Origin of the sequence: Stenotrophomonas cyclobalanopsidis (assembly GCF_008710035.1) — a bacterium.
Lineage (GTDB): Bacteria > Pseudomonadota > Gammaproteobacteria > Xanthomonadales > Xanthomonadaceae > Stenotrophomonas > Stenotrophomonas cyclobalanopsidis.
The window spans coordinates 84575-98030 of record NZ_VYKI01000013.1; the positions used below are offsets into that span (position 1 = coordinate 84575).

Sequence of the window (13456 nt, forward strand, 5' to 3'; positions counted from 1 at the left end):
ACCTTCCTACCGGACGTGACATGACGCGACTCCCCAATCGCCGCCTGCTGGCCCTCGCCCTCGCCGCCGTCACCGGCGCTCCCGCCCTGGCCCAGGCAGCCGAGCCCTTCACTGTCAGCGACATCCGCGTCGACGGCCTGCAGCGCATCAGTTCGGGTACGGTGTTCACGTACCTGCCGGTGGAACGTGGCGAGACGGTCACCGACAGCAAGGTCGGCGAGACCATCCGCGCCCTCTACAAGACCGGCTTCTTCGAAGACGTGCAGCTGGACCGGCAGGGCAACATCCTGGTCGTGACCGTCAAGGAACGCCCGGCGATCAACAAGCTGACCGTGACCGGCAACAAGGACATCAAGTCCGACCAGCTGCTCAAGGGCCTGTCCGACATCGGCCTGACCGAGGGTGGCACCTTCGACCGCCTGAGCCTGGACCGCGTGACGCAGGAGCTGCGCCGCCAGTACAACGACCGTGGCAAGTACAACGTCGAGATCACCCCGACGGTGAGCCCGCTGGACCGCAACCGCGTGGACATCGCCATCGCGATCAAGGAAGGCAAGGCCGCCAAGATCCAGCACGTCAACCTGGTCGGTACCGAGAAGTACGACAGCAAGGACATCCTGGAAACCTGGGAATCGAAGGAACACAACTGGGCGTCGTGGTACCGCCGCGATGACCAGTACTCCAAGGAAAAGCTGTCCGGCGACCTGGAAAAGCTGAACTCCTGGTACCTGGACCGCGGCTACGTCGACTTCAGCATCGATTCGACCCAGGTCTCGATCAGCCCGGACAAGCGCGACATGTTCGTGACGGCCGGCGTGACTGAAGGCAACCAGTACAAGATCTCCGAGATCAAGGTCAGCGGTGACACCGTCCTGCCGCAGGAAGACGTCGAGCGCATGGTCATCCAGAAGTCCGGCGACACGTTCTCGCGTGCGCTGCTGGAGTTCAGCTCCGACGCGATCACCAATTCGCTGTCCAACATCGGCTACGCGTTCGCCAAGGTGAACCCGATCCCGACCACCAACCGTGCCGAGCAGACCGTCGCGGTGAACATGCAGGTCGTCCCCGGCCCGCGTGTGTCGGTGCGCCGCATCATCTTCAAGGGCAACACGCGCACCTCCGACGAAGTGATGCGTCGCGAAATGCGCCAGTTCGAGAACAGCTGGTACTCGCAGGCGGCGATCGACCGTTCCAAGATCCGCCTGCAGCGCCTGGGCTACTTCGAGTCGGTGGACGTCGAAACCCCGCCGGTCAGTGGCAGCAACGACCAGGTCGACGTGGTCTACAACGTCAAGGAAACCACCTCGGGCAGCTTCGTGTTCGGCCTGGGCTATTCGCAGTCCTACGGCATGACCACCTCGGTGCAGCTGTCGCAGAACAACTTCCTCGGCGGCGGCAACCGTGTGTCGGTGGAAGCCTCGCGCAGCAGCTACCTGCAGCGCTACGGCTTCAGCTACACCAATCCGTACTTCACCGATGACGGTGTGTCGCTGGGCTACAACCTGTCCTGGCGCGAACTGGATTACTCCGACTTCAACACCGCGCAGTACAACAGCACCAACGGTGCCGCGCAGGTGGTGTTCGGCGTGCCGCTCACCGAGACCGACACCGTCTCGCTGATGTTCGGCATCGACAGCAACCAGATCACCACCTACACCGGCACCACTCCGCAGTCGATCGTTGACTACATCAACGTGATGGGCAGCAAGACCTTCCATGCCTGGCGCACGGAACTGGGCTGGGCGCGCGACTCGCGCAACGACTATTTCATGCCGACCCGCGGTACCTACCAGCGCGTGGGCCTGGAAACCACCCTGCCCGGCTCGACCGTCGAGTACTTCAAGCTGAACTACCAGATCAGCAAGTACTGGCCGATCATTCCGTCGCTGGTCATCAACACCCGCGCCGAAATCGGTTATGGCGACAGCTATGGCAAGGACAAGACCGCCATCGTGCCGGATGAGAACGGCAATCTTCGCGAAGTGACCGCATCGGGCCTGCCGTTCTACGAGAACTTCTACGCCGGCGGTACCAACTCGGTGCGCGGCTTCGAAGACAACACGCTGGGCCCGCGCGAAGTGACCCGCAGCTACCCCAACGGCCAGCCACTGGGTGGTTCGCTGAAGACCGTCGGTTCGGTCGAAGCCTACTTCCCGCGCCTGTTCGACAGCCCGTCGGCACGCGTGTCGGCCTTCGTCGACTTCGGCAACGTCTACAACGGCGTGGACAACTTCAAGGCCAACGAGCTGCGCGTGTCCACCGGTGTGGCCCTGCTGTGGCGCGCCCCGGTCGGCCCGATCTCGATCAGCTACGCGTTCCCGCTGAAGAAGGAAGACGGCGACGAGATTGAACGCCTGCAATTTACGTTTGGTGGCCAGTTCTAACTGGCCCCCAAACGTTCCCACGGTTTGCGATGCAAACCGCGGGGCCTATCCTGCTCCCTATCCCCCGCGCCGTTACGCATGCCATCCATGGCATGCGCCCTTCGGGCCGTTGCATGGCAACGTTGGGAATCGCTCCTGCGATTCCCAGGGGCGCGCCCCCCTTAACAGGAAGGGGCTCTCCACCAGACGGGTTACGAAGCGCCGGGCTCTGCCCGGCGTTTTCGTTTGCGTTAACGCGTTCACACGCGGTGAGCCGAGCATGGCTCGGCTCTACAGAGGCTTCGAATGCTAGCCGCCCGCAGGAACGTGTCCAGAGGCGGGGGGTGGCCCTGGGCAGGACCGTTGGCGCCATGGATGGCGCCATCGAGCACCATGGAGGGGATTTTGCGTGTCCTGACCAGGGCCACCCGCCGCCTCCACCCGGTAGCAGGAAGGCGCCGTGGAACCGCGCCGCATGACCGGACTGGCTCCACACGTTAAACTCCCGCCGTGAATACTCCTACCTACACCGCCCAGCAACTCGCCGATCAGTTCGGCCTGCAGGTCCATGGCGATCCCGCCACCGCCATCCGTGGCGTGGCCACCCTCGCCCATGCCGGTGCCGGCCAGCTGACCTTCCTTGCCAACCCGCGCTACCGCGCGCAGCTGGCCGACAGCCAGGCCTCGCTGGTGGTCCTGCGTGCCGAAGACGCCGAGGCCGCCCCCGGCGCCGCGCTCGTCGCCAAGGATCCCTACACCACCTTCGCCAAGATCGCCGCGCTGTTCGACGTCGCGCCGGTGCGTGAGCCGGGCATCCACCCCAGCGCGGTCATCGACCCGCAGGCCCAGGTGGCCGCCAGCGCCCACATCGGCCCGTTCGTCACCATCGGTGCGCGCAGCGTGGTCGGCGAGAACTGCATCATCGGCGCCGGCAGCATCATCGGCGAAGACTGCACCCTCGACAGTGGCTGCGAACTGATCGCCCGCGTCACCCTGGTCACCCGCGTGAAGCTCGGCAAGCGCGTGCGCATCCATCCCGGCGCCGTGCTCGGTGCCGATGGCTTCGGCCTGGCGATGGACGCCGGCAAGTGGATCAAGGTGCCGCAGCTGGGTGGCGTGCGCATCGGCGACGACTGCGAGATCGGCGCCAATACCTGCGTCGACCGCGGTGCGCTGGAAGACACCGTGCTCGCCGAAGACGTGCGCCTGGACAACCTGGTGCAGATCGCGCACAACGTGCAGATCGGCGCCCACTCGGCGATCGCCGGCTGCACCGGCATCGCCGGCAGCGCCAAGATCGGCCGTTATTGCCTGCTCGGCGGCGCCGTTGGCGTCGTCGGCCACCTGGAAATCTGCGACAAGGTCGTGATCACCGGTAAATCGGTGGTCCGCAACTCCATCACCGAGCCGGGCGAATATTCGTCCGGAACGCCCCTGACCGACAACCGCACGTGGCGCAAGAACGCCGCGCGCTTCAAGCAGCTTGATGCACTGGCCCGTCGCATCCTGTCTGTGAGCAAGGAGAAAGAATGAGCCAGCCCCAGACCCTGCCGGACATGGCACAGATCCAGACGCTGCTGCCGCACCGCTACCCGTTCCTGCTGGTCGACAAGGTTCTGTCGATCGACTACGAAGCCCGCAGGATCGTCGCCACCAAGAACGTCAGCATCAACGAGCCGTTCTTCCAGGGCCACTTCCCCAACCAGCCGATCATGCCGGGCGTGCTGATCATCGAAGCCATGGCCCAGGCCGGCGGCGTGCTGACCCAGCTCACCCTGGGCCGCGATTCGCAGTCCAAGCTGTTCTACATGGTCAAGGTCGACAAGGCCCGCTTCACCAAGCAGGTGGTGCCGGGCGACGTGCTGGAAATGCACGTCGAGATCAAGCGCGTGATCCGCAACATGGCCGTGTATGACTGCGTGGCCAAGGTCGACGGTGAAGTGGTCGCCTGCGCCGAGGTGCTGTGCGCCGGCACCCGCGAATGACCCTGTACGGAGGAACGAGATGACCGATAGCGCTGCCCTGATCCATCCCACCGCGGTGATCGATCCGTCGGCTCGACTGGCCGACGACGTCCGCGTGGGCGCGTTCACGATCATCGGGCCCGACGTCGAGATCGGCGCCGGCACCGAAGTCGGTCCGCATTGCAGCATCCACGGCCCGACCCGGATCGGCCGCGACAACCGTTTCATCGGCCACGTCGCGGTCGGCGGCGAGCCGCAGGACAAGAAGTTCGCCGGTGAACGCACCGAACTGGTGATCGGCGACCGCAACGTGTTCCGCGAGTTCGTCACCCTCAACCGCGGCACCGGCGGCGGCGGTGGCATCACCACCATCGGCAACGACAACTGGATGCTGGCCTACACGCACGTTGCCCACGACTGCCACGTCGGCAACTTCTGCGTGTTCTCCAACAACACCACCCTGGCAGGGCACGTCACCGTCGGCGACTACGTGATCATCAGCGGCTTCGCTGGTGCCCACCAGTTCTGCCGCATCGGTGCCCACGCCTTCCTCGGCATGGGCGCGCTGACCAACGGCGATGTGCCGCCGTTCACCATGGTCGGCACCGATTCGCTGGGCCGCCCGCGTGGCATCAACAGCGAAGGCCTGAAGCGCCGCGGCTTCGATGCCGAGCGCATCTCGGCCATCAAGCGCGCCTACCGCACCCTGTACGTCGCCGGCCTGCCGCTGGCCGAAGCCAAGCAGCAGCTGGCCGAACAGGCCCAGGCCAGCGATGACGTCCGCTCCATGCTGGACTTCATCGAGCACACCGAAAGGCACCTGCTGCGATGAGCAGCACGACCGGCCAGGCGCCGGCCGGCGCTGCCGTCGTCCCGCTGGCCTCGATGGCCGGCAGCGTGCCGGCGCAGCGGGTGCTCAGCGAGCGCCCGTTGCGGATCGCGCTGGTGGCCGGCGAAGCCTCCGGCGACCTGCTCGGTGCGGGCCTGGTGCGCGAGCTGAAGGCCCGCTTCCCGCATGCCGAATTCGCCGGCATCGGCGGTGATGCCATGCGCACCGCCGGCTGCCAGACCTGGCACGACGCCAGCGAGCTGGCGGTGATGGGCCTGACCGAAGTGCTGCGCCACCTGCCGCGCCTGCTCAAGCTGCGCTCGGCGTTCCGTGAGCGTGCGCTGGAGTGGCAGCCGGATGTGTTCATCGGCATCGACGCCCCGGATTTCAACCTGGGCATCGAGCGCTGGCTGAAGCAGCGCGGCATTCCCACCGTGCACTACGTCAGCCCCTCGGTCTGGGCCTGGCGCGAGAAGCGTGCTGAGAAGATCGGCAGCAGTGCCGACCTGGTGCTGTGCCTGTTCCCGATGGAACCGCCCATCTATGCAAAGCACGGCATCGATGCGCGTTTTGTCGGCCACCCGATGGCCGATGACATTCCGCTGCACGGTGACCGCGATGCAGCCCGCGCCGCGCTCGGCCTGCCTGCCTCGGCCAAGGTGCTGGCGGTGCTGCCGGGCAGCCGCCTAGGCGAGATCTCGCGCCTGGGCGAACCGTTCTTCGAAGCCGCCTGGCAGGTCTCCGAACGCATCCCCGGCCTGCACGTGGTGGTGCCGGCGGCCAACGCCGCCTGCCGCCGCCTGATCGAGGAACAGCTGTCGCGCTCGGCGTTGCCGGTGGCGTACTCGCATGTCCTCGATGGCCAGGCACGCACGGCGATGATCGCCGCCGACGTGGTGGTGCTGGCGTCCGGCACGGCCACCCTGGAGGCGATGCTGGTGAAGCGGCCGATGGTGGTCGGCTACCGGGTCAACGAACTGACCTACCGCCTGGTAAAGGCGCTGGGGCTGATCAAGGTCGACCGCTTCGCCCTGCCCAACATCCTCGCCGCGCAGGATCTTGCCCCGGAACTGATGCAGCACGACTGCACCCCGGACAAGCTGGCGGCGGCCATCCAGCAGTGGTTCGACCACCCGCAGCGCACGGCCGACCTGCAGGGCACCTACGAGCGCCTGCACGAACGCCTGCGTCGCAATGCCTCCGCCCGTGCCGCCGACGCGGTGGGCGAGCTGCTGGTGCGCAACCAGGAACCCGCATGAGCCGTCGCGCTGCCGCTGCGGCCAGCCTGGCCCTGTTCGACGGCGCGGCGGTGGTCGAGCCGGAGCGTCTGGTGGCCGGCGTCGACGAAGCCGGCCGCGGGCCCTTGGCCGGCCCGGTGGCCGTCGCCGCCGTGGTGTTCGACCCGGCGCGGCCGCGCATCAACGGCCTGGACGATTCCAAGCAACTGACCGCGGCGCGCCGCGAACAGCTGCACGACCGCATCATTGAACGGGCCCTGGCCTGGAAAGTGGTGCTGGTGGACGTAAACGCCATCGACCGCCTGAACATCTACCAGGCCACCCTGCAGGGCATGCGCGATGTAGTGGCGGCCGTGACCCACGTGGCCGGCTTCGCCCGCATCGATGGCAACGTCGTGCCCAAGGGCCTGGTGCTGCCGGCGCAGGCGCTGGTCGGCGGTGATGGCATCGACCGCGCGATCATGGCCGCCTCGATCCTGGCCAAGGTTTCGCGCGACCGCTACATGCAGGACTTGCACGTGCGGCACCCGCAGTACGGCTTCGACCAGCACAAGGGCTACGGCACCCCGGCCCACCTGGCCGCGCTGCGCACGCATGGCCCCTGCGACGAGCATCGCCGCAGCTTCGCGCCGGTGCGCGAATGCCTGGAAGTGCCGCAGGTTGTGGCCGCCGACATCGCGATTGCCTGAACAACGGCCGCCGGGCATGGCCCGGCGCTACCATGAACGGGTGACCGCGCCCGGCGGATCCGCGCAATCGCTGCACCGTCAAGTCCTTGTCGCCACCCCCTGCCCTCGCTACCCTGACCGGGCACTCCAGCGCTTCCCGACCCCGGCGACGATTCCCCCGTCAGCACCCGGGGCCCGCGCGCTCCAACCTGGTCCGGCATGTCCAACTCCCGCTTCGTACATCTCCACGTCCACACCGAGTTCTCGCTGGCGGACTCGACCATCCGCGTGCCGGCCAAACCGGACCAGGCGGACCCGAAAAAGGCCAAGCAGGCCAACCTGCTGTCGCGCTCGGTCGAACTCGGCATGCCCGCGCTGGCGGTGACCGACCTGAACAACCTGTTCGCCCTGGTCAAGTTCTACAAGGCCGCCGAAGGCGTGGGCATCAAGCCCATCGCCGGCGCCGACGTGATGATCACCGAGGAAGGCCAGGACCCGTGGCGGATGACCCTGCTGTGCCGCGACCGCGAGGGCTACCTCAGCCTGTCGCGGCTGCTGACCCGTGCCTGGATGGAAGGCCACCGCCCGGAAGGCGGCGTGGCCATCCACCCGGAATGGCTGAAGGCCGGCAACGCCAACCTGTTCGCCCTGGCCGGCCGTGACAGCCTGGCCGGGCGCCTGGCGCTGGAGGGCAAGCACGACCTGGCCGAGCAACAGCTGGCGGACTGGCAGCGCGCTTTCGGCGATGGCCTGCACCTGGAGCTGACCCGCACCGGCCGCGATGGCGAGGAAACCTTCAACCGCTTCGCGCTGATGGCCGCCGGCCAGCGCGGCCTGCCGGTGGTGGCCAGCAACGATGTCCGCTTCCTGGCGCCGACCGATTTCAGCGCGCACGAAGCGCGCGTGTGCATTTCCACCGGCCGCGTGCTGGACGATCCCAAGCGCCCGCGCGAGTACAGCGACCAGCAGTACCTGAAGTCGGCCGAGGAGATGTGCGCGCTGTTCGCCGACATCCCCGATGCGATCGACAACACGCTGGCACTGGCCGAGCGCTGCAACATCGAGATGCGGCTGGGCACCTACTTCCTGCCCAACTACCCGGTGCCCGACGACGAGACCCTGGACACCTGGATCCAGAAGATGTCGCGCGACGGCCTGGAAGAGCGCCTTGAGAAGAATCCGCTGGCGCCGGGCAAGACCCGCGAAGAGTATTTCGAACGCCTGGAGTTCGAGCTCAACACCATCATCAAGATGGGCTTCCCGGGCTACTTCCTGATCGTTGCCGACTTCATCCAGTGGGGCAAGAACCAGGGCATCCCGATCGGCCCCGGCCGTGGTTCGGGTGCCGGCTCGCTGGTAGCGTGGGCGCTGAAGATCACCGATCTGGACCCGCTGCCGTACAACCTGCTGTTCGAGCGATTCCTGAACCCGGAACGCGTGTCGATGCCCGACTTCGACATCGACTTCTGCATGGACCGCCGCGATGAAGTGATCGACTACGTCGCGCGCAAGTACGGGCGCGAACGCGTCAGCCAGATCATCACCTACGGCACCATGGCGGCCAAGGCGGTGGTGCGTGACTCCGGCCGCGTGCTGGGCTTCCCGTACGGCCTGGTGGACGGTGTTTCCAAGCTGATCCCGAACATCCTCGGCATCCACCTGAAGGATGCGCTGGGCAAGGGCAAGGAAGGCCCGAGCTCGGAAATGGCCTCGGCCGAACTGATCCAGCGCTACGAGAGCGAGGACGATGTCCGCGACCTGATCGACCTGGCGCTGCAGCTGGAAGACCTGACCCGCAACGCCGGCAAGCACGCCGGTGGCGTGGTGATCGGGCCCGAGCCGCTGAGCGAGTTCTGCCCGCTGTACGCCGAACACGATGAAAACGGCCTGGGCAAGAACCCGGTCACCCAGTTCGACAAGAACGACGTCGAAGAAGTCGGCCTGGTGAAGTTCGACTTCCTCGGCCTGCGCACGCTGACGATCATCGACTGGGCGGTGAAGGCGATCAACAAGCGCCATGAGCGCGCCGGCATCCCGCCGGTGGATATCGCCGCGATCCCGCTGGACGATGCGCCCACCTACAAGGACATCTTCGCCAACGGCAACACGGGTGCGGTGTTCCAGTTCGAATCCTCGGGCATGCGCCGCCTGCTGAAGGACGCGCGCCCCGACCGCTTCGAAGACCTCATCGCGCTGGTGTCGCTGTACCGACCCGGCCCGATGGACCTGATTCCTTCCTTCAACGCGCGTAAGCACGGCCAGGAAGAAATCATCTATCCCGATCCGCGCACCGAAGCGATCCTGAAAGACACCTACGGCATCATGGTGTACCAGGAGCAGGTGATGCAGATGGCGCAGATCGTCGGCGGCTACTCGCTGGGCGGCGCCGACCTGCTGCGCCGTGCGATGGGCAAGAAGGTGCCGGCCGAAATGGCCAAGCACCGCGAGATCTTCCGCGAGGGTGCGGCCAAGGACGGCGTCGACGAAGCCAAGGCCGATGCGATCTTCGACCTGATGGAGAAGTTCGCCGGCTACGGCTTCAACAAGTCGCACGCCGCCGCCTACGCGCTGGTCAGCTACCAGACCGCCTGGCTCAAGCGCCATTACCCGGCCGAGTTCATGGCGGCCACGCTGTCCTCGGACCTGGACAACACCGAAAAGGTGGTCGGCTTCCTGGACGAAGTGCGCAACCTCGGCCTGACCGTGCTGCCGCCGAAGGTGAACCACTCTGCGTTCATGTTCGAAGCGGTCACGCCGGACACCATCCAGTACGGCCTGGGCGCGATCAAGGGCGTCGGCCAGGGTGCCTGCGAAGCGGTGGTGGACGAGCGCCTGAAGGGCGGCGACTACAAGGACCTGCTCGATTTCTGCACCCGCGTCGGTTCGGCCAAGCTCAACCGCCGCACGCTGGAAGCGATGATCAACTGCGGCGCGCTGGACGAGCTGGGCCACAACCGCGCGTCGCTGATGCTGCAGCTGCCGGAAGTGATCAAGGCCACCGAGCAGATGGCGCGCGAGCGTGCCTCGGGCCAGAACTCGCTGTTCGGCGGCCCCGACCCGAGCACCGTGACCATCCAGCTGGACCTGGTCGAAGCCGATGAATGGCCGCTGCTGCAGCGCCTGAACGGCGAGCGCGACACGCTGGGCTTCTACCTCAGCGGCCACCCGTTCGACCCGTGGCGCGACGATGTGCGCGACCTGGTCGGCAACGACCTGGGCTCGGTGGAGAAGATCTGGAGTTCCAGCAACAGCGGTGGCGGTGGTGGCAACGGCGGCGAGAAGCGCTGGCGCCCGGAAGTACCGACCGTGCTGGCCGGCCAGGTGGTCGGCGTGCGCCGCAAGGGCGAAAGCCAGATCTTCATCCAGCTCGAGGATGGCCGCGGCCGCGTCGAGTGCAGCGCGTTCTCCGATGCCATGGCCGAGTTTGGCCACCTGATGACCAAGGACCGCATCCTGGTGGTCAAGGGCGGCCTGCGCGAGGACGAGTTCAACGGTGGCTACGCGCTGCGCATCCGCCAGTGCTGGGACTTCGATGAAGTCTGCGCCAACTACGCCACGCGCCTGTCGCTGCGCCTGGACCTGCGCCAGCAGCGCCCGGTCTGGGAGCGCGTCAATGCCCTGCTCGACCGCCATCGCCCCGGGCGCACGCCATTGCGCCTGGACCTGCTGCTGAAGGGCCCGCAGGGCGGCGTGGCCGGCATGCTCGACGTATCCGGGCAAAACGCGGTGCGCATCGACTCCAAGCTGATGGAGGCGCTGCGTGCCGATCCGGCCGTGCGCACGCTGAAAGTGCGCTACAGCCCGCCGTGGGCCAACTAGGCTGGCCCACGCGTTGCGTTTTTCCGCTGTTGCCATCAAGGACGATAGACCGTCATGAAACTGCTGTTCCCCTGCTTCGCTGCCCTGGTGCTGGCCGCCTGCTCGTCCAAGGTCGATTTCGAGATCGACAACCCGACCGCCACGCCGCTGGCCGTCAGCATCGATGGCAAGGACCTGCCGGTGGCGCCCAACGCCTCACGCCCGGTCAGCCTGGCGCCGGGCGAGCACACCCTGCATACCCAGCGCCTGGGCGATGTGCGCTTCATCGTCTACGTCGACAGCCGCGGCGGCCTGATCAACCCGACCCTCAGCGAGTACGTCACCGCGCGCGAGATCTACGTGACCGGCGAAGACAAGCTGAAGAACTTCGGCGCCAGCGGCCTGGGCATCGAGATCGGCGGCGTGGCGTTCAAGGGCCCGTTCGACAAGTTCCACGGCCTGTTCATCGACAAGACCTGGAACTTCGGCGTGCGCGAACCGTTCCCGCAGGAACAGATCGTGGCCCACGTCGATTCCTCGGGCGGCAAGATCAGCACCAAGATCTTCACCGCACCCGACTTCATCACCTATGTCGAGGAAGGCATGGGCGAACCGGGCGCGTTCAAGCGCGAGCAGCCGGCCGGTTACGTGGCCCCGGTCTACTCCCTGGAACCGGCCCCGGCCAGCCTGCCCGCTCTGGATCCGGCCTTCGAAGCCCACGCCGGCCCGCTGCGCGATCTCTACGCGCGTTGGCTGAAGGCCAGCACCGCAGCCGAGCAGAAGGCCCTGCGCAAGGAAGACTTCCAGGCCAGCATGGCGTTCACCCAGGCCACCGCGACGCTGGGCTCGAAGCTGCCGGTGGCCGCCAACCAGGCCTACAACGACTTCGTCACCGTGCGCAGCACCGAAATGGCCCGCAGCGCCGTGGTCCTGCCCTGAGCTGACTGGCGCCCCCTGCCCGGCTGGGGTACCGTCGCCTTCCAGACGAAGGCGTACGGGCCATTGCTGCGCATTCGGCTAGAATTCCCCTCTTCTTTACACGACGGCTTCCGATGAATCCGAACTACCTCGACTTCGAGCAACCCATCGCCGACCTGGAAGCCAAGATCCAGGAACTGCGCAACGCCAGTGCCGGACCGGCGGTCAATGTCGAGGCCGAGGTTCACGCCCTGCAGGACAAGCTGCGCCTGCGCACCGCGCAGATCTTCCGCAACCTGACCTCGTGGCAAGTGCTGCAGCTGGCCCGCCACCCGTCGCGCCCGTATACCGCCGATTACCTGCGCATCATCTTCGATGAGTTCCAGGAACTGGCCGGTGACCGCGCCTTCGCCGACGACAAGGCCATCATGGGCGGCCTGGCCCGCATCAATGGCCGCTCGGTGATGGTGATCGGCCACCAGAAGGGCCGCGACACCAAGGAAAAGATCAAGCGCAACTTCGGCATGCCCAAGCCGGAGGGCTACCGCAAGGCCCTGCGCCTGATGAAGATGGCCGAACGCTTCGGCCTGCCGGTGCTGACCCTGATCGACACCGCCGGCGCCTGGCCGGGCATCGACGCCGAATCGCGCGGCCAGTCCGAAGCCATCGCCCGCAACCTGATGGAAATGGCCGAGCTGAAGGTGCCGATCATCTGCACCGTCATCGGTGAAGGCGGTTCCGGCGGCGCGCTGGCACTGGGCGTGGGCGACCGCACCGTGATGCTGGAATACGCGGTGTATTCAACCATCACCCCGGAAGGCTGCGCCTCGATCCTGTGGAAGGACGCCGGCAAGGCCAAGGACGCCGCCGAACAGCTGGGCCTGACCGCCCCGCGCCTGAAGAGCCTGGGCCTGGTGGACAAGGTGGTGCGCGAGCCGACCGGCGGCGCCCACCGCAACCCGACCCAGATGGGCAAGCGCCTGAAGGCCGTGCTGCTGAACGAGCTGGAAGCGCTGGACAAGCTTTCCACCGAACAGCTGCTGGAACAGCGCTATACGCGCCTGCGCAGCTACGGCACCTACGAAGCCGCCTGATCGGCCGCCCTGCCTTTCTGTAGAGTCGAGCGATGCTCGACTGCTGCTGATCGAAGCAGTCGAGCATGGCTCGACTCTACAGGGGCCCCTTCCCGCATGGCGTGGATCTACCGGGGCATGTCAGAACGGCTTGGCCAGCACCAGCCAGACAATCGGGATGAAGGCCAGCAGCGGAATCTCGTTGATCCAGCGCAGCGCGCGCGAGGACGGCAGCGCGCGGCCCTTGGCCACACCCTTCAGCAGGCGCCCGGTCCAGATGAAGTAGACCAGCAGAAGCACCACCAGGCCCAGCTTGGCGTGCAGCCAGCCGGCGCCACCGGGCGCGACCATGGTCGGGAAATCAGGGATGACCTTGTACCCCAGCCACAGCACCAGGCCCAGGATCAGCGCGAAACCGAACATCATGTGGCCGAACCTGTACAGGCGCAGGCCCATCAGCTGCAGCCGCTCGGTTACCGGCAACTGGCCGGCGGTCTCGCTCAGGTTCACCAGGATCCGCGGCAGGTAGAACACCGCCGCCATCCAGGCCACCACGAAAAGCAGATGGAAAGTCTTGACCCAGTAATAGCTCTGCATGCGCTCGC

10 protein-coding genes are annotated in these 13456 nt (G+C 66.5%); 9 read left to right on the forward strand and 1 reads right to left on the reverse strand.

Annotated elements, in window-relative coordinates:
* Positions 1-20 precede the first annotated feature (20 nt).
* The 9 genes from bamA (at position 21) to FJU31_RS11840 (ending at position 12872) form a co-directional block, all read left to right on the forward strand.
* Positions 21-2384: an outer membrane protein assembly factor BamA gene (bamA, locus tag FJU31_RS11800; RefSeq protein WP_150454912.1), complete on the forward strand. Its 2364-nt coding sequence runs from the start codon at positions 21-23 to the stop codon at positions 2382-2384.
* Between the two features lie 489 nt (positions 2385-2873).
* Positions 2874-3896, forward strand: a complete 1023-nt coding sequence (lpxD, locus tag FJU31_RS11805; protein ID WP_108768299.1) for a UDP-3-O-(3-hydroxymyristoyl)glucosamine N-acyltransferase — start codon at positions 2874-2876, stop codon at positions 3894-3896.
* On the forward strand, positions 3893-4348 hold the full coding sequence (fabZ, locus tag FJU31_RS11810) for a 3-hydroxyacyl-ACP dehydratase FabZ (protein WP_150454913.1): 456 nt from the start codon (positions 3893-3895) through the stop codon (positions 4346-4348). Before lpxD ends, fabZ begins: the two co-directional genes overlap by 4 nt.
* Before the next feature lie 19 nt (positions 4349-4367).
* Entirely contained in the window at positions 4368-5159 is a 792-nt protein-coding gene (gene lpxA / locus FJU31_RS11815) for an acyl-ACP--UDP-N-acetylglucosamine O-acyltransferase (protein WP_150454914.1), read from the forward strand.
* 53 nt (positions 5160-5212) lie between these two features.
* Positions 5213-6415, forward strand: a complete 1203-nt coding sequence (lpxB, locus tag FJU31_RS11820; protein WP_239501486.1) for a lipid-A-disaccharide synthase — start codon at positions 5213-5215, stop codon at positions 6413-6415.
* Positions 6412-7083, forward strand: a complete 672-nt coding sequence (locus tag FJU31_RS11825; RefSeq protein ID WP_150454916.1) for a ribonuclease HII — start codon at positions 6412-6414, stop codon at positions 7081-7083. The genes lpxB and FJU31_RS11825 overlap by 4 nt, the downstream gene beginning before the upstream one ends.
* Before the next feature lie 198 nt (positions 7084-7281).
* Entirely contained in the window at positions 7282-10881 is a 3600-nt protein-coding gene (gene dnaE / locus FJU31_RS11830; RefSeq protein WP_150454917.1) for a DNA polymerase III subunit alpha, read from the forward strand.
* Positions 10882-10935: 54 nt separating this feature from the next.
* Positions 10936-11799, forward strand: coding sequence for a hypothetical protein (locus tag FJU31_RS11835; RefSeq protein WP_150454918.1), 864 nt, complete (start codon positions 10936-10938; stop codon positions 11797-11799).
* Between the two features lie 113 nt (positions 11800-11912).
* On the forward strand, positions 11913-12872 hold the full coding sequence (locus tag FJU31_RS11840; RefSeq protein WP_150454919.1) for an acetyl-CoA carboxylase carboxyltransferase subunit alpha: 960 nt from the start codon (positions 11913-11915) through the stop codon (positions 12870-12872).
* Between the two features lie 120 nt (positions 12873-12992).
* Here FJU31_RS11840 and FJU31_RS11845 read toward each other — a convergent pair whose 3' ends face one another.
* Positions 12993-13448 carry a CopD family protein gene (locus tag FJU31_RS11845; protein ID WP_150454920.1) on the reverse strand — a complete coding sequence of 152 codons (456 nt, stop codon included), beginning with the start codon at positions 13446-13448 and terminating at the stop codon, positions 12993-12995.
* Positions 13449-13456 lie beyond the last annotated feature (8 nt).